This is a genomic window from Bradyrhizobium sp. 2S1, from assembly GCF_011516625.5.
GTDB lineage: Bacteria > Pseudomonadota > Alphaproteobacteria > Rhizobiales > Xanthobacteraceae > Bradyrhizobium > Bradyrhizobium septentrionale.
Window position 1 is genome coordinate 1691591 of sequence record NZ_CP147717.1, and the last position, 15910, is coordinate 1707500.

16 protein-coding genes (1 of these 16 only partly in view) are annotated in these 15910 nt (G+C 63.3%); 8 read left to right on the plus strand and 8 right to left on the minus strand.

The features are described 5' to 3' along the window. Nucleotides 1–42 precede the first annotated feature (42 nt). The 4 genes from HAP54_RS08140 to HAP54_RS08155 all read left to right on the plus strand — a co-directional run bounded on the left by HAP54_RS08140 (nt 43) and on the right by HAP54_RS08155 (nt 4713). Complete coding sequence (locus HAP54_RS08140; protein WP_166299337.1) at nt 43–1299, plus strand: M20/M25/M40 family metallo-hydrolase; 1257 nt, start codon at nt 43–45, stop codon at nt 1297–1299. A gap of 340 nt (nt 1300–1639) precedes the next feature. Then, nucleotides 1640–2314: a GntR family transcriptional regulator gene (locus tag HAP54_RS08145; RefSeq protein WP_166299338.1), complete on the plus strand. Its 675-nt coding sequence runs from the start codon at nt 1640–1642 to the stop codon at nt 2312–2314. Nucleotides 2315–2443: 129 nt separating this feature from the next. Beyond that, the gene (locus HAP54_RS08150) at nt 2444–3244 is read left to right on the plus strand and encodes a phytanoyl-CoA dioxygenase family protein (RefSeq protein ID WP_166299339.1); all 801 of its coding nucleotides are present in this window, start codon (nt 2444–2446) and stop codon (nt 3242–3244) included. Nucleotides 3245–3402: 158 nt separating this feature from the next. Further along, nucleotides 3403–4713 (plus strand): NAD(P)H-dependent oxidoreductase, encoded by a 1311-nt coding sequence (locus HAP54_RS08155; protein ID WP_166299340.1) that lies wholly within the window; start codon nt 3403–3405, stop codon nt 4711–4713. 182 nt (nt 4714–4895) lie between these two features. Here HAP54_RS08155 and HAP54_RS08160 read toward each other — a convergent pair whose 3' ends face one another. Next, nucleotides 4896–5981, minus strand: a complete 1086-nt coding sequence (locus HAP54_RS08160; RefSeq protein ID WP_166299341.1) for an NAD-dependent epimerase/dehydratase family protein — start codon at nt 5979–5981, stop codon at nt 4896–4898. Nucleotides 5982–6295: 314 nt separating this feature from the next. Between HAP54_RS08160 and HAP54_RS08165 the strand changes: the two genes are divergently transcribed. Further along, nucleotides 6296–7384: a TRAP transporter substrate-binding protein gene (locus tag HAP54_RS08165; RefSeq protein ID WP_166299342.1), complete on the plus strand. Its 1089-nt coding sequence runs from the start codon at nt 6296–6298 to the stop codon at nt 7382–7384. Between the two features lie 74 nt (nt 7385–7458). Here HAP54_RS08165 and HAP54_RS08170 read toward each other — a convergent pair whose 3' ends face one another. Continuing rightward, entirely contained in the window at nt 7459–8067 is a 609-nt protein-coding gene (locus HAP54_RS08170) for a hypothetical protein (protein ID WP_166299343.1), read from the minus strand. A gap of 325 nt (nt 8068–8392) precedes the next feature. Between HAP54_RS08170 and HAP54_RS08175 the strand changes: the two genes are divergently transcribed. After that, on the plus strand, nt 8393–8659 hold the full coding sequence (locus tag HAP54_RS08175) for a GFA family protein (protein ID WP_166299344.1): 267 nt from the start codon (nt 8393–8395) through the stop codon (nt 8657–8659). A gap of 136 nt (nt 8660–8795) precedes the next feature. Next, nucleotides 8796–9233: a hypothetical protein gene (locus tag HAP54_RS08180; protein WP_166202962.1), complete on the plus strand. Its 438-nt coding sequence runs from the start codon at nt 8796–8798 to the stop codon at nt 9231–9233. Here HAP54_RS08180 and tnpC (HAP54_RS08185) read toward each other — a convergent pair whose 3' ends face one another. The 4 genes from tnpC (HAP54_RS08185) to tnpC (HAP54_RS08200) form a co-directional block, all read right to left on the minus strand. Next, the gene (gene tnpC, locus HAP54_RS08185; RefSeq protein WP_166307564.1) at nt 9234–10817 is read right to left on the minus strand and encodes an IS66 family transposase; all 1584 of its coding nucleotides are present in this window, start codon (nt 10815–10817) and stop codon (nt 9234–9236) included. A gap of 99 nt (nt 10818–10916) precedes the next feature. Further along, on the minus strand, nt 10917–11138 hold the full coding sequence (gene tnpB, locus HAP54_RS08190; protein WP_224741333.1) for an IS66 family insertion sequence element accessory protein TnpB: 222 nt from the start codon (nt 11136–11138) through the stop codon (nt 10917–10919). Between the two features lie 39 nt (nt 11139–11177). After that, the gene (gene tnpA / locus HAP54_RS08195) at nt 11178–11717 is read right to left on the minus strand and encodes an IS66-like element accessory protein TnpA (RefSeq protein ID WP_414646186.1); all 540 of its coding nucleotides are present in this window, start codon (nt 11715–11717) and stop codon (nt 11178–11180) included. Between the two features lie 49 nt (nt 11718–11766). After that, nucleotides 11767–13441, minus strand: a protein-coding gene (gene tnpC, locus HAP54_RS08200; RefSeq protein WP_224741332.1) for an IS66 family transposase whose coding sequence is annotated in 2 segments (ribosomal slippage) — nt 11767–13330 and nt 13329–13441 — 1677 coding nt in all. Because the reading frame shifts where the segments join, the coding sequence is not laid out codon by codon here. A gap of 128 nt (nt 13442–13569) precedes the next feature. Here tnpC (HAP54_RS08200) and HAP54_RS08205 point away from each other — a divergent pair. Next, nucleotides 13570–14699, plus strand: a protein-coding gene (locus HAP54_RS08205) for an IS3-like element ISRj2 family transposase (RefSeq protein ID WP_166204126.1) whose coding sequence is annotated in 2 segments (ribosomal slippage) — nt 13570–13822 and nt 13822–14699 — 1131 coding nt in all. Because the reading frame shifts where the segments join, the coding sequence is not laid out codon by codon here. A 155-nt stretch (nt 14700–14854) separates the two neighbouring features. Here the strand turns inward: HAP54_RS08205 and tnpB (HAP54_RS08210) are convergent. After that, nucleotides 14855–15049, minus strand: a complete 195-nt coding sequence (gene tnpB, locus HAP54_RS08210) for an IS66 family insertion sequence element accessory protein TnpB (protein ID WP_166293650.1) — start codon at nt 15047–15049, stop codon at nt 14855–14857. A gap of 33 nt (nt 15050–15082) precedes the next feature. Beyond that, a protein-coding gene (gene ltrA / locus HAP54_RS08215; RefSeq protein WP_166306448.1) for a group II intron reverse transcriptase/maturase crosses the window boundary here: on the minus strand, nt 15083–15910 show its 3' portion. 399 nt of this gene lie beyond the right edge of the window; the window shows 828 of its 1227 coding nt (coding positions 400–1227); its start codon lies off the right edge, out of view — the gene reads right to left on this strand; its stop codon occupies nt 15083–15085.

The following is a 15910-nucleotide window of genomic DNA, read 5'->3' on the forward strand; positions in this document are numbered from 1 at the left end:
CGTGATGCTATCGTTTTCCCGCGCCACTAAGGGAGGACAATCATGAAACTGTCCATCAAATTGCTCGCGTCGGCCGGCGTGTTCTCGCTCGCCCTCGCCTCGTCCCCCGCCTTTGCCGCTGCAGATGAAAAGCTGCGCGCGGCCGCCGAGCAGGCCCAGCCGGCCGTGATCGAAAGCCTGCACGACATGGTTCTGATCGAGTCAGGCTCCAGCGATGTCGAGGGCCTGAAGAAGATGGCGGACTACACCGAAGCGCGACTGAAGGCGCTCGGCGCCAAGACCGAGCGACGCAAGACCACGCGCGGCGCCGGCGCCGACATGGTGATCGGCACCTTTGAAGGCAGCGGCAGCAAGAAGCTGATGCTGATCGCGCATATGGACACCGTCTATGAGCACGGCATCCTCGACACCCAGCCCTACAAGGTCGACGGCAACAGGATCTACGGGCCAGGCATTGCCGACGACAAGGGCGGCATCGCCGTCATCCTGCATTCGCTCAAGATCCTGAACGATGCGGGCTGGCGCGACTATGCCAAGCTCACCGTGTCGTTCAATCCGGATGAAGAGGTCGGCTCGATCGGTTCCGGCGAGATCATCGCCGAGCTCGCCGACCTGCACGATGTGGTGCTGTCCTGCGAGCCCACGGTCGCGCCGCCGGTCGCCAGGAACGAAAGCCTGCTGCTCGGCGCCAGCGGCACCGCCACCGGCACAATGGATGTCAAGGGCAAGGCCTCGCATGCCGGCGCCGCGCCGCAGCTCGGCCGCAACGCGCTGATCGAGCTGGCGCATCAATTGCTGCAGACCCAGGACGTCGCGAAATCGATACCGGGCACGCAGCTGAACTGGACCACCGCAAAGGCCGGCACCGTGCGCAACCAGATTCCCGACCACGCCAGCGCAGGCGCCGACATCCGCCTCACCATTCCTGATGGAGTCGAGAAACTGCAGGCCGCGCTCGACGAGAAGGTGAAGAACAAACTGATCGCCGACACCGAAGTGACGGTGAAGGTCGCCGCGGGCCGCCCGCCCTTCGTGGCCAACGATCGCGGCCGCGCGCTCGCGAAAGAGGGACAGGCGATCTACGCCGAGCTCGACCGTAAGCTGGATATCGCCGAGATGACGGGCGGCGCGACCGACGCGGGCTACGCCGCGCGCAGCGGCAAGGCCATCGTGGTCGAAAGCTTCGGCCTCGCCGGCTGGGGCTATCACGCCCGCGACGAATACATCGACACAAACTCGATCGTGCCGCGGCTCTATCTGATGACACGGATGCTGATGGATCTCGGCAAGGCGAAGTAGCGGACTCGAACAAATGGACGTTTCTGCTGCCGATCGACGCACCGGCAGTTCATCGTTCGCGCCTGCGCCCGGGGCCACCCCACCCTCCCCCACTGTTCAGACCGGGGAGATGGCGGACGGGTGTTCGGAGACATCGCGGACACTTTCTGGTCCGTGGTCGAGCGTCCGGAGGTCGACCATTGCTGCGACGAACATCAGCCTTGCGGGTCCCGTGCTTCGCAAAATCATCCCGTTCTCAGTCACTTAGCGCCAGCACAAACTGGAGCCTTGACCGCTCCTGCAACCCGCGGTAGCTTCTCTTTCGAACACAGAATTCCGTATTCCAATTTGGATTGATCGCATGATCCCGTTGGACCCGCTTCCGAACCTGATCGACCAGGTCTACGGCCGGTTGCTCGAAGCGATCATCGACCGCACGCTGCTGCCCGGCCAGCGCATCACCCAGAACGAGCTTGCCGAGAAGCTCGGCGTCTCGCGCCAGCCGATCTCGCATGCGCTGCATCTATTGCATCGCCAGGGCCTCGTCGCAGAGAGCGGCAAGCGCGGCTTCGAGGTGACGCAGCTCGATCCGCGGCGCATCCGCGAGCTCTATGAGGTCCGCGGCGCCATCGATGCGCTGGCGGCGCGGCTCGCCGCGAGGCGCGTGAAAGAGGATTCCGTTGCACGCGCGCAGCTCGAAGCCTCGCTCGAAGCCGGACGCACGATCGACGACAGCGTGCCGCTGGCACGCCTGATCGCGCTCGATGTCGACTTCCACAGCGCGATCTATCGGCTCGCCGGCAATTCCGCGATCGAGGAAATGATCGCGCCGCAATGGCCGCATATGCGCCGCTCGATGGCGACCGTGCTCGCCGAGCTGGATTACCGCGGCAGCGCCTGGACCGAACACGAGAACATCGCCGCGCATGTTTTCTCCGGCAATGCAGCAGCCGCAGAAGGCGCAGCGCTGGCACATGCGCAGACTGCCGGACGGATGACGGAAGAGAAGCTGAGAGCGATCGACGTGGCGGCTTAGATGCGCCGTCGTTCCGGGGCGCGTAGCGAACCACAGATGCGCAATTGCGCATCGGGGAACCTCGAGATTCCGGGTTCGATGCTGTCGCATCGCCCCGGAATGACAACAACAAGCAAGGAGGAAAGCACCATGAAACTGACCCCAGAGCAGGTCGAATTTTTTCATCGCGAAGGCTGGCTGTTCCTGCCCGAGCTGTTCAGCCAGGAAGAGGTCGACTTCCTCGCGCGCGAGGCGGTCTCGATCTATGACGCCAACCGTCCCGAGGTCTGGCGCGAGAAGAGCGGCGCACCGCGTACCGCCTTCGCCGCGTATCTCTACAACGAGGCGTTCGGCCTGCTCGGCGCGCATCCGCGCATGATCGACCCGATCGAGCAGCTGTTCGGCGAGAAGGTCTACATGCACCAGTTCAAGATCAATGCGAAGGCGGCCTTCACCGGCGACGTCTGGCAATGGCACCAGGATTACGGCACCTGGAAGCGCGACGACGGCATGCCGGAGCCGCGCGCGATGAACATCGCGATCTTCCTCGACGAGGTGATGCCGATCAACGGCCCCTTGATGCTGGTGCCGCAGAGCCAGACCGCGGGCGACCTGAAGGCGTCGCACGATCTCGAGACCACGTCATACCCGCTGTGGACGCTGGACGAAGAGACGGTGACCCGCCTCGTGAAGCAGGGCGGCATCGTCGCCCCGACCGGCAAGCCCGGCGGCACGCTGATGTTCCACGGCAATCTGGTGCACGGCTCGAGCGGCAACATCACGCCCTACCCCCGCAAGATCGTGTACCTGACGCTGAATGCGGTCTCTAACTACATCCGCACCCCGACGCGGCCGGAGTACATCGCGCACCGCGACTTCACGCCGATCCAGACCGTGGCCGACGACGCGCTGCTGCGGCTCGCCCGTGCACCACGGCAGGCGGCGGAGTAAGACACGTTCGTGCCCCGGACGCAGCGCAGCGCAAAGCGATGCGCTGCTGAGCCGGGGCCCACACTCTAGTTCAACTTCCTCCATGGGTCCCGGCTCTGCGGAGCAGCACGTCGTGCCGCACCGCGTCCTGGACACGACAACGATCCCGGACACTTTTCATGAACCTGCATCACCTCCTCAAAACTCGCGCCGCCGCCGGCAAGCCAGTTCGCGTCGCCCTGATCGGCGCCGGAAAATTCGGCTCGATGTTCCTGTCGCAGGTGCCGCACACGCCGGGGCTCGAGGTGCCTGTGATCGTCGACCTCGACCGTGACCGCGCGCGCGAGGCGTGCCGGACGGTCGGCTGGGACGACGCGCGGATCGGCGCAACCACCTTCACCGACGACGACGGCGCGCGCGCGATCGCCGGCGGCGCGTTCGATGTCGTGGTGGAAGCGACCGGCAATCCCGCCGTCGGCATCCGTCATGCCCGCGCGGCGATCGCCGCCGGCAAGCATGTCGTGATGGTCAATGTCGAGGCCGACGTGCTGGCGGGGCCGCTGCTCGCCGAAGAGGCGCGCAAGGCCGGCGTGGTCTATTCGCTCGCCTATGGCGACCAGCCGGCACTGACGGCGGAGATGGTCGACTGGGCGCGCGCGACCGGCTTTCGCGTCGTCGCCGCCGGCAAGGGCACGAAGTACCTGCCGGCCTATCATGACGTGACGCCGGAAGGCGTGTGGCAGCATTACGGGCTGACCGCCGGCGAGGCGCAATCTGCCGGCATGAACCCGCAGATGTTCAACTCCTTCCTCGACGGCACCAAATCGGCGATCGAGATGGCGGCGATCGCCAATGCCTGCACGCTCGATGTTCCCTCGGAGGGATTGCTGTTTCCGCCCTGCGGCGTCGACGATCTGCCGCATGTGATGCGGCCGCGCGACAAGGGCGGCGTGCTGGAGAAATCCGGCATCGTCGAGGTGGTGTCGTCGCTGGAGCGCGACGGCCGCCCGGTGTTCCGCGATCTGCGCTGGGGCGTCTATGTGGTGCTGGAGGCGCCGAACGACTATGCCGCGGACTGCTTCAGGCAGTATGGCCTCAAGACCGATTCGTCCGGCCGCTATGCCGCGATGTACAAGCCGTATCATCTGATCGGGCTCGAGCTGAATATTTCCGTGCTGTCGGCGGCGCTGCGCAACGAGCCGACCGGACAGCCGCGCGGCTTCCGCGGCGACGTCGCAGCGGTGGCCAAACGCAACCTGCGCGCCGGCGAGATGCTCGACGGCGAAGGCGGCTACACGGTGTGGGGCAAGTTGATGCCAGCCGCCGCCAGCCTCGCCGCCGGCGCACTACCGATCGGGCTCGCGCATCGCGTCAAGCTGAAGAACGACGTCGCCCACGGCGCCGTGGTGCGCTGGAGCGATGTCGAGGTCGACGAGGCCAACGACACGATCAAGACGCGCAAGGCGATGGAGAAGGCGTTCTCGCGCTAGCTCTTCCACCTCTCCCCGCTCTTTGCGGGGAGAGGTCGGATCGCATCGGAGATGCGATCCGGGTGAGGGGCGAGGCGCGGCGCTCAACAAGGAGCAAAGTGCTCGCCGGATGGAGGCCCCTCACCCCAGCCCTCTCCCCGCAAGAGCGGGGCGAGGGAGCGGTTGGAGCGTTGCCCTGATGACTACGGCAGCAGCCGGCTCGCCTTCGCCAGCTTGAACCATTTGCGGAACATCGCTTCCGTATCCATCATCTCGGTGAAGCCGGCCTGATTGATCTTCACCGTCGAGACGATCGAGGGCGGGCCGGACTCGGTCTGCCCGTAGCGCATGCTGTAATCGGCATATTGGAACGACAGGCCGACGAAGTCTTCGAGGCCAGGTGCGATCAGATCGTGCTTCTTCCGCAGCTCGTCCCATACTGCGATCCATTTTGGATATTCCTGCGCCAGCGACAAAGGCACGTGCCGGCCCGGCGCCATCTCAAGCGCATCTGATACCGCCGGCCAGATATTCTCCCAGGTGAAGACGTCGCCGTTGGTGACGTTGAAGGCCTCGTTGCGCGCAGCCTCCGCATCGCCCGACCAGGCGATCGCGCGCGCCAAGAGATCGACGTCGACCGCCTGCGCGACCCGCGGCGCGCCGCCGGGATAATCCAGCGGCCTGCCCTGCTCGCGCAGCACCGCGGCATAGACGCCGAGCGGCGGGATCAGGTCCATCGCGCCGCCCATGGCTTCGCCGATGATCAAGACCGGGCGCAGGATGCTCCAGTGCCAGTCCTTGCCCCACTGCAGCTCGCGCAAGAAATTCTCCTGCGCCCAATAGAAATTCGGCTGCTCGTACATCTCCGAACGGCCCTCGCGCGCCGGCACCGTGAGCGGCCGGACGTGCACGCCATAGGCCTTGGTGCCCTGCAGCAGCGCGACATGCTTGAGATCGGGCGCGACGGGCTCGAGCACGCCCATCAGATTGCGCAGCATCCGGTCGTTGGTTGCGATCTGCCCGGCATCGCGCCAGCCATCGACCAGGCTCGGGGCTTCATAAAGCGCGGCATAGATCAGGTGGGTCGCGCCACCGAGCTCGGCCGCGGCGCGGCTGCAATCCTCCGCGCTGGCGAGATCGATCGGCACGTACCGCGCGCCGTGGAGATCGCGCGGCTTGCGGCGCGACAGCGCAATGCGCTCGCAATCTCCGGATGCGCCGAAGTGTCGCAAGGCGGCGCTGCCTACGAGGCCGGTCGCGCCGGCGACCACGACTTTCTTGGCGGCCATGTCTTCGAACTCCCATCAATCCACCTGTCCTGCGTAGCAGATCGCAGCAAGGGCGCCAGCGTCCGTCGCCGCGATCTGCCGGACGAAATCCGTCTGCGCCCGATTTCCTTCGCACCTGCGATGAAGGCAGGCGCTTGATTTCCTCCGGCAAACGATCATCCTGACCGGTGGAACCAGAGACTCGGATTTCCACGGACAAGAGCCCGTCAGGGCCGCCGGACACACTCACCACAGCAACGTCGATCGATCGGCGAAGAAAAGACGACACCAAGATCGTTCCCTTGTCGAGCTATCGGCAAACAGGAGGGAATTGCATGAAGCGTCGTGAATTCTTGAAAGCAGGCGGCGTCGGCCTGGCTGCGACGGCGGTCGCGGCACCGGCGGTCGCACAATCGATGCCCGAAGTCAGATGGCGGCTCGCGGCTAGCTGGCCGAAAGCGCTCGATACGCTCTATGGCGGTTGTGAATTCTTCTGCAAGCGCGTCGCCGAGATCACCGACAACCGTTTCCAGATCCAGCCCTTCGCCTCCGGCGAGATCGTGCCCGGTTTGCAGGTCCTGGACGCCGTCTCCAACGGCACGGTCGAGATGGGCAACACTGCCCTGTATTACTACTGGGGCAAGAATCCCGCCTTTACGTTCGGCACGTCGCTGCCGTTCGGCCTCAACACCCGCCAGCATATTTCCTGGCTGCAGTGGGGCGGCGGCACCGATCTGCTCAACGACCTGCTCAAGGAATACAATTGCCTCGGCATTCCGACCGGCTCGACCGGCGCCCAGATGGGCGGCTGGTTCCGGAAGGAGATCAAGTCGATGGCGGATTTCCAGGGGCTGAAATTCCGGGTCGGCGGCTTCGCCGGCACCATCATCGCCAAGGTCGGCGGCGTGCCGCAGCAGATCGCCGGCGGCGATATCTATCCGGCGCTGGAAAAAGGCACCATCGACGCCGCCGAATGGGTCGGGCCGTACGACGATGAGAAGCTCGGCTTCGTCAAGGTCGCCAAGTTCTACTATTACCCCGGCTGGTGGGAAGGCACCGGCCAGGGCCACAATGTGATAAACAAGGATAAATGGAACGCGCTGCCGAAGCACTATCAGGCGGCGGTGCAAGCCGCGTCCGAGGACACCTTCACTTGGGTGACCGGCAAGTATGACGCGGTCAATCCGCCGGCGCTAAAACGCCTGATCGTGGCCGGCGCGCAGCTGCGCCCGTTCCCGCAGGAAGTGCTGGAAGCCTGCTACGGCGCGGCCAACGAGATCTATGCCGATCTCGCCAAGAGCAATCCGCATTTTGGCAAGATGTACTCGAGCCTCGCCGCCTATCGCAACGAGTCGCTGGCCTGGATGCAGGTCGCCGAGCTCTCGTTCGACAGCTTCATGATGCGGATGCGCACGCGCACCTGAGCCGAACGTGGTTTGAGATACAAAAAAAGCCCCGGAGAATTTCGCCGGGGCTCATTTTTGGTTCCAGTGACAGCTCAGTTGTCGTCGCTGCCGCCGAATTCTTCCATCAGCTTGTCGTAGCTCTTGGTGACGAGATCGATATTGCCCTTGTTCTCGACCGCGGGCGGCGGCGACTTCAGGGCTTCGTTGAGATCGGCGAGCGCGTCCTTCTTGTCCTTGGCCGACATCTTCTTGTCGGCCTGGACCTCGGCGATCTGCGCCTTCAGCACGGCCTCGGGCCCGACATACTTCTTGGTCTGCGGATCGAAGCCGCCGAGCACCAGCGAGATGTTGTCGACCACGTTGTTGTAGTCGTCATAGCTGGCGAAGCCGTTCTTCTTGGCGATGCCCTCGAGCTGGGCAACGATCTTCGCATCGGGCTTGGCGTCCTGGGAAAGCTTTGCGGTGATCGGATCCATTTCCTTGGCAGCAGTGAGTGCGCCGTCGACCTGCTTGTCGGTCAGCGCGATCTGCTTGATCGGCGGGATCTGGTCCTGTGCCGGAGCCGCGGCCTGCGCGGCGGGCGCAGCTTGCGCCGGCTGCTTCGCCTGCGCGAATGCGCCGCTGTTCGACGCCGCGGTCACGGCGATCGAAAGGCAGGCGACGCTCAGCGCGGCAAGTACGGGACGGACGATCTCACGCATGGAAGTCTCCTCGTTGGGGCAGGTTTGCCGAGCTTCTTGAGTGGAACAGGTACGGAAATCGAAATGAACGGCCCATGAACTTTGGTCGTAGACGATGACGATCAATCGTGGCCGAATGATCACAAACTGTTCAAGGAGTGTTGATCTCCGCGCTCGCGGCCCGAAGGACGATTGATCAGGAGTCACGAGCGGCTCGTGCGGGCGAGCTCGATTGCTGTCCGTTTCAGCGGCCCTGCCGAAACATTGTCCTTCGTGCAATTCGATCGTTGCGACGCGCCGCCCGGTGCGCACATGCTTGCACGATCAACCGCGAGGAACCACAGACATGCCCTGCTACGAGGGATCCTGCCATTGTGGCGCCGTGACCTTCCGGATCGACGCTGAGATCGACGAGCTGACCACCTGCGATTGCTCGCTGTGCCGGCGCAGGAACGCGCTCATGACCAAGGTCCACGAAAGCGAGCTCGTGATTCTCGGCGGCCAGGATCTGCTGTCGATCTATGTCTGGAACACCAATCGCGCGAAGCATTTCTTCTGCTCGCGCTGCGGCGTCTACACGTTTCATCGCAAGCGCGCCGCACCCGATCATTAGTGAGCGTCACGAGAGGATCACGGGTGCCTGGGCTTGACTTGCGCGGAATGCTCTGGATAGCGCGGTCGGGATGATTGACGCCGCCGGCGCGCGGTGATGGGTTGATCCCGGTTCGGAGCGGGCAACGGGGATCAGAATGACCAGCGAGTCGCAGCTGCGCGAGAAGCTTCGGAAGATCGAGGCGTTGTTCGTGGGGGCCGGAACTGCTGGTGAGCGCCTTGCAGCGGAAGCCGCGCTGCAGCGGGTGCGGGCCCGGGTCGAGGAACTTGCTCGCCACGATCCACCGATCGAACAGCAATTCTCACTTCCCGACCAGTGGTCTCGGCACCTGTTTCTGGCGCTTTGCCGCCGATATGGGCTGCGGCCGTTTCGTTATCGCCGACAGCGACGTAACACGGTGATGGTCCGTGCGTCACGGGGCTTCGTTGATCGAGTCCTGCTGCCCGAGTTCACCGAGCTGGAGGGTGCGCTGCAAGTGTATCTGCACGAGGTAACGCTGCGCGTGATCCGCGAAGAGATCTACGACGACGCCAGCGATGCGCAGGAAGTTCCCGACGCCGTGCCGTCGAACTGATCAAGCGGCGAGCTTTGGCTCCGAACCATCGCGCTCGGCTTTCCAATTCCACGGCAGCAGCGTGTTCAGCTGATTGATCTTGGTACGTCCGGAGACGATGCGCTCGAGAACATCAGTAAGATAGTGCCGTGGGTCGATGTCGTGAAGCTTTGCGGAGTTGATGAGTGATGCGAGAGCGGCCCAGGTTTCGGCGCCGCCCTCACTGCCTGCGAACAGATAGTTTTTCTTTCCCAGCCCGATCGGCTTGATGCTGCGTTCGACCGTATTGCTGTCGATCTCGATGCGCCCATCATCGATGAATCGCGTCAGGCCATCCCAATGGTTGAGGGTGTAGCGGATCGCCTTGCCAAGGCCGGATTTCTTCGAGACTTCCAGCAGTCGCGCCTCGAGCCAGGGCTTGAAGTCCTCGATCAGCGGTCTGGTGTCGGATTGTCGCACCGCAGCTCGCTGCGTCGCCGGCAAACCGCGAATGCGATCCTCAATGGCGTAGAACATCGCGATCCGCTGCAGCGCTTCCGCGGCAATCGGCGATTTCGTCGCGATGTGGACGTCCCAGAACTTCCGCCGCGCATGCGCGAAGCAGAACGCCAGTTGTACCAGACGGCCGCCGTTTTTAATCAGCCCCTTGTACCCGGCGTAGCCGTCGACCTGCAGGATGCCGTCGTAGTCTCCAAACAGCTGCCTGGCGCGGATTGCCTTGCGATCCTCGGCGAACACGTAGACTACTGCCGGCGGCGCCGGGCCGCCCCACGGGCGGTCGTCGGTGGCGATCGCCCAGAACTGGCAGACTTTGGTTCTGCCACGGCCGGGATCGAGAACTGGCAGCGGCGTCTCGTCGGCAAACAGCCGCGGGTAGGACATCACTGCGCGGCGCAACAGCGCGTGAAGCGGCTTCAGCCACCAGGCGACGCGGCCCATCCACGAGGCCAGCGTTTGCCGGTCGAGCGTGATGCCTTGGGCGGCAAACATCTGTTCCTGGCGATACAGCGGCAGCTGGTAGCCGTATTTCATCACCGCGACGTGGGCCAGCAAGGCTTCCGTCACCATTCCACCGTCGATCGCCTGGGCCGGCGCGGGTGCCTGCAGAACACCCTGGCGGCATCCCCGGCAGCCGTACCGTGGACGCATGATGCGCTTGACCCGGTACTGCATCGGAATGACGTCGAAGGCTTCCTTGACGGTCTCCCCGATCTTGTGCAGCTGCTCGCCGCAGCAAGGGCAGATGTGGCTCTCGATATCGATCACGACATCGATGCGCGGCAAATGCTCCGGAAGCTTCCCCCGGTTGCGTCGCGCCGGTCGCTTTCCACGGCCCTCCGCTCCGTCAGGCAGCCTGCCTCCGGTCACGTCGTCGTTGGCGGCGGCACGAACCGCCTGTGCCCTGATGGTGAAGAGAGACAGCTGTCCGATATCCAGTGTCTCGGAGCGCGGACCGAAGATCGTGCGCTTGTACTGGGACAGGATCATCAGGAGCTTGTCGTTCTCCTGGATCGCAGCGTCGCGTTGGGCGATCGCTGCATCACGCTCGGTCGCCAGCGTGCTGCATTCCTCCGACAACGCCGCAAGCCGTGACGATAGCGTCATCACGGCTTGTCGGAGCAATGCTGGATCGGAAGGCAAATCACTCATGCAGAGCGATTCTACAACAACTCCGCATGAGTGACGAACGACTCTTGATAATGATCAACCAGCTCGCATCGGCTGATCCACAACTCGCATCGGCACACGCTTCCAGTCCGAGCCATCGAGCAGCACCGAGAGCTGAGCATGAGATAGCGACATGACGCCTTCCTTGATCGGCGGCCAGGTGAACTGCCCCTCGATTCTTTTGTAGTAAAGGACAAGGCCGCTTCCATCCCAAGTCAGGATCTTCACGAGATCTCGGCGCTTGGAGCGGAAAGACATAAAGTCCGCCGTCGAACGGATCGGCTCCAAAGGCCTCGCTCACCAGCATCGCCAGCGAGTCCATGCCGCACAGTGCCTCCCGGTCGACTGTCCCCCTGACACGGATGCGAATCGCGAGCTGGGTTGTCGATCTGGATTGCGACGCAGCCGGTCGATTTCCGCCGCCGAAGCCCGATCATCGACCAACCGTCCCGACCGCCGCCAGCACCTCGCGCCGACCTCGATCTCGATCGCCGCCTGCTCCTCACTCGGGCGCCCACAGCCGGTGATCGCGACCGGCACAAAGCCAGGTGGCATGCCTCTGTCCCCGCGCTCCGCGACCTGCGCCCGCGTAGCCTGGCGACGCCAGAGAAACAACAGGCTTGGACTGATGTCGTGTCGCCGCGCCACTGCGGACACGCTTGCACCCGGCGCAAAACTCTCCGCAACAATCGCCGCCTTCGCATCGGTCGACCAGCGCCGACGTCGGCCCGTCCCGGTGATGATCTCGACACGCTGCAGCGTGTCGGCGCCGTGTTCGAGGATAGGCATATGCCTATCCTTAGTACGCATACGACGGAGGCCGCCTGATTGACGCATGCGCGCGGGCACGGCGAGGTCTATGATGGCATTGGGTGAAGGGTGAAGGTCAGGCGGCCTGCTGATTGGCTGGCTTGTCGGCCTGGCGCAGGAGCTTCCATTCCCAGGGCAAGAGCTCGTGCAGACGCGATGCGGGATGATCGGCGATACGGGCCAGGACGTCGGCGAGCCAGGCCTTGGGATCGACGTCGTTGAGGCGACAGGTCGTGATCATCGTCAGCATGATGGCGGCACGGTCGGCGCCGCGCTGGCTGCCGGCGAAGGTCCAGTTGCGCCTTCCCAAGGCGATGCCTCTCAATGCGCGCTCAGCGCAATTGTTGGTCAAGCAGATCCTGCCGTCGTCGAGGAAGCGGGCGAAGCCGTCCCAGCGCCTGAGCATGTAGTTAATCGGCTTCAGGACCTCGGAGGAACGCGAGAGGGTTTCGCGCTCGCGGAGCAGCCAGGCATGCATGTCCTCGAGAAGTGACTTACTCTGTTCCTGGCGAGCGGCACGCCGCTCGCCGGCACCGCGGCCGTTGATGGCGCGCTCGATCTCGAACAACGTATCGAGGCGTCTGACAGCCTCCAGCGCGATCGGGGAGACCGGTTTGCCTTTCTTGCCTTCCCGAGCATTTTTCTCGATATCAGCCAGCTCGAAGAAGCCCCGCCGCGCATGGGCCACGCAAAACGCCGGCGTAATCGGCAGCGCCTTCTTCTGCGGGTCGAACAGCGGCTCGAAGCCGCTGTAGCAATCCGCCTGCAAGATGCCGGCGAAGGCGGCCAGATGTCTCTGTGGATGCTCGCCTCGTCGGTCGCTCGAGGCGTAATAGACCGCTGCCGGCGGCGCAGGCCCGGCGAACGGCCGGTCATCCCGCACATAAGTCCAGATCCGCCCGGTCGTGCACTTGCCCTTCGCCAGAATACGGATGGTGGTGTCGTCGCCATGAAGGCGCTCGGCAGCGAGCACGTGGCGTTCGATCAAGTGGAAGAGCGGCATGACGGCGAAGGTCCCGTGGCCGACCTGGTCGGCCAGCGTCGACAACGGCAGGTCGATCCCCTCGGCCTTAAAGCGCGCACTCTGGCGGTTGAGCGGGATATGCATGCCGAACTTGTCGAACAGGATCGTCGCCAGCAATTGTGGGCCGATGAAGCCGCGCGGCATGGCATGGAACGGCGCGGGCGGCTGGCTGATCTTCTCGCAATCGCGGCAGGTGAACTTCTCGCGTACCGTCTCGATCAGCTTGAAGCGGCGCGGGATCTCCTCCAGCGTCTTGGTCACATCCTCACCGATCTTCGCCAGCCGCGATCCACCGCAGCAGGCGCAGGTCGTTGGAGTCTCAATGACGACGCGCTCGCGTTCGATATCGTCAGGCCATGGCTTGCGCACCGGCCGCTTGCGCATGAAGGGGCGGACGTTCTGCGTCTTCGCCGCTGCGGCCTGTGCGGCAAGCTCATCCTCGCTCGCCGTGGTGACGAGTTCTTCGAGCTCCAACTCCAACTGCTCGAGCAGCCGTGCCGAGCGCTCGGATCGCTGCCCGTGCAGTTCGCGTTTCAGCTTCTCGATGCGCAACTCGAGATGAGCGATCAGCGCCTCGGTATCCGACAGTTTCGCCTGCGCATTCGCGGCTTGCGCCTGCCAGTTGGCGGCCTTCCGCCTCGGCTTTCTGTCGCGCCTCACGCTCGGCCTGCAGCGCCGCCAGGGCACTGACAAGGTCCGATGGAAGATCATCCGGCTTCGATATCATGGAGCCATTGAATCAGATCAAGCCGCAGATTCAAACCGTAAGAGCTGGCTCCGCAAATTCGGACAGTAGCTTGAGTGGATTTTCTGCCTGACAGCGGCGAGGATTCTTGCCGCGAATCAGGAGCGAAGATGACGAAGAAGAGCCGCCGGATGCATTCTCCGGCATTCAAGGCGAAGGTTGCTTTGGCTGCGGTCAAAGGCGACAAGACGCTGGCGGAGCTGGCGCAACTGTTTGATGTTCATCCGAACCAGATCACGATCTGGAAAAACCAGCTCCTGGAAGGCGCCGCCGGCGTGTTTGGGCATGACAAGGCGTCGGCCGAGACGCCGGTCGATTTGAAGGCGTTACATGCCAAGATCGGCGAGCTGGCGTTGGAAAACGATTTTTTGTCCGGCGCGCTCACCAAGGCGGGCCTGCTGAGCGCAAAGCGATGATCGACCGCGGTCATGATCTTTCTATCGTGCGCCAGGCGAAGGTCCTGAAGCTGGCTCGCAGCACGGTCTACTATGAACCTCGGCCAGTTTCGGCCGAGGACCTTGCCTTGATGCGTCGGCTCGATGAGCTGCATCTCGATTATCCCTTCGCGGGAGCGCGTATGCAGCGATCGTTGCTGCGGCGGGAGGGCGTATACGCCGGTCGCCGCCACATCGCGACGCTGATGAAGCGCATGGGGATCGAGGCGGTCTATCGTCGCCCGAACACGAGTAAGCCGGCACCGGGTCACAAGATCTACCCGTACCTGTTGCGCGGATTGAAGATCGAGCGGCCCGACCAGGCGTGGGCAATGGACATCACCTACATTCCGATGCGGCGTGGCTTCGTCTATCTCGCGGCGGTCGTCGATGTGTTCAGCCGACGGGTCCTGGCCCATCGCGTCTCGATCACAATGGAGGCGGCCTTCTGCGTCGAAGCGGTCCAGGAGGCGTTGGCGAAGCACGGCAGGCCCGAGATTTTCAACACGGACCAGGGCAGCCAGTTCACCAGCCTCGAGTTCACCGATGTGCTGCTGGACGCGAAGATCGCCATCAGCATGGACGGCAAGGGCGCCTGGCGCGACAACGTGTTTGTCGAGCGGCTCTGGCGCACGGTCAAATACGAAGAAGTTTATCTCCGCGCCTACGACAGCGTGTCCGAGGCGCGAGCGTCAATTGCCAAGTATCTGGCCTTCTACAATCAGGGACGCCCTCACTCGAGCCTTGACGGGCGCACGCCCGACGAGGCTTACTTCGGCACGCAAGCTATGGTGATGGCCGCATGACCGTCGCCGACGATTTTGTCGTCGCTCTGGTCGGGCTACGCCCTCCCGACGCAACGACAAAATCGTAAGGCCCCGCGTTCAGCATAACCCGGCAGGAATCCACTTAAATCCCGCGGGGCGCTGTCCAAACAACCGGCGCCAGCTCTGTAAAACGACTATCCGACCCGCGTCGGACGCTGGGTTTCTTGAGGGTTGCGCCAATCGATCCCGGACAACAGATAGCTCAACTGCGCCGGAGAGATCGTTACCGATTCACCAGCAACCGATGGCCAGATGAACCTGCCTCTCTCGAGTCTTTTGGTGAACAAGCAGGCGCCCTGGCCATGGTGAGTCGGCCCCGGGGGTTGCACCCGGAGCCGCTCTCCGAACCGTACGTGACGCTCTCACGTCATACGGCTCTCAACAAGTAACGAGGCAGAACTCAACATCGCCCAATGAGCGAACAGCTTCGGCCTGCGGCAGCGGATCAATCTGAGCCAGGTGGAGGCTCTGACTTTTCCATTCTTCAGCCCTTTGTATTTGCGTCGCGCCCAGCGGTTAAGAGATTCGTCGACATATCGATACAGGTTGTGCATTTCTGACCGCCCATATCTGCCGTAGTACTGCCTCCATCCACGAAGGACGGGGTTCAGTTCCAAGGCAATTGCGTCGACTTCCGTCTGCGAGCGAAGCCTGAGGCGGAGCTGCCGGATCGTCATACGCATAGACGTCATCGCCGCCCTGCTGACCGCTGGCGAGAACGTACAGAAGTTTTCTTTCTTCTGATGGTTTCTTGCCCTGCGCGGTCGAAAGGTAAATCCCAGAAAGTCAAATGACTGACTGGCATGGCTACCCGGGCGATTGCTGTCTTTGCAGTAGACGATCTTGGTCTTGTCGGGATGCATTTCGAGTTCGCATTCCTTAAACCTTGCTTGCAGCGCCGCCTTGATGGCTTCCGCTTCAGCCTTGGTTCGGCAATGAACGAGCCCGTCGTCCGCGTATCGACACCACGGCGACTGCGGGAAGTTCCGCGCCATCCATGTATCGAACGCATAATGCAAGAACAAATTGGCAAGGACGGGACTGATCACGCCGCCTTGGGGTGTGCCCCGGTCGCGAGCGGTGATCGCTCCGTCTCTGTCTTGCATCGGCGCTGTTAGCCAGCGTTCGATGTAGAGCAGAGCCCATTCGTCTTGCACATGCTTCCTGACGGCCTTCATAAGCAACTTGTG

What these genes read in the sequence shown, in the direction of transcription:
- HAP54_RS08140 (WP_166299337.1), top strand. Translation starts at nt 43, where the DNA reads ATGAAACTGTCCATCAAATTGCTCGCGTCGGCCGGCGTGTTCTCGCTC.
- HAP54_RS08145 (WP_166299338.1), top strand. Translation starts at nt 1,640, where the DNA reads ATGATCCCGTTGGACCCGCTTCCGAACCTGATCGACCAGGTCTACGGC.
- HAP54_RS08150 (WP_166299339.1), top strand. Translation starts at nt 2,444, where the DNA reads ATGAAACTGACCCCAGAGCAGGTCGAATTTTTTCATCGCGAAGGCTGG.
- HAP54_RS08155 (WP_166299340.1), top strand. Translation starts at nt 3,403, where the DNA reads ATGAACCTGCATCACCTCCTCAAAACTCGCGCCGCCGCCGGCAAGCCA.
- HAP54_RS08160 (WP_166299341.1), bottom strand. Translation starts at nt 5,981, where the DNA reads ATGGCCGCCAAGAAAGTCGTGGTCGCCGGCGCGACCGGCCTCGTAGGC.
- HAP54_RS08165 (WP_166299342.1), top strand. Translation starts at nt 6,296, where the DNA reads ATGAAGCGTCGTGAATTCTTGAAAGCAGGCGGCGTCGGCCTGGCTGCG.
- HAP54_RS08170 (WP_166299343.1), bottom strand. Translation starts at nt 8,067, where the DNA reads ATGCGTGAGATCGTCCGTCCCGTACTTGCCGCGCTGAGCGTCGCCTGC.
- HAP54_RS08175 (WP_166299344.1), top strand. Translation starts at nt 8,393, where the DNA reads ATGCCCTGCTACGAGGGATCCTGCCATTGTGGCGCCGTGACCTTCCGG.
- HAP54_RS08180 (WP_166202962.1), top strand. Translation starts at nt 8,796, where the DNA reads ATGACCAGCGAGTCGCAGCTGCGCGAGAAGCTTCGGAAGATCGAGGCG.
- tnpC (WP_166307564.1), bottom strand. Translation starts at nt 10,817, where the DNA reads ATGACGCTATCGTCACGGCTTGCGGCGTTGTCGGAGGAATGCAGCACG.
- tnpB (WP_224741333.1), bottom strand. Translation starts at nt 11,138, where the DNA reads ATGTCTTTCCGCTCCAAGCGCCGAGATCTCGTGAAGATCCTGACTTGG.
- tnpA (WP_414646186.1), bottom strand. Translation starts at nt 11,717, where the DNA reads ATGCGTCAATCAGGCGGCCTCCGTCGTATGCGTACTAAGGATAGGCAT.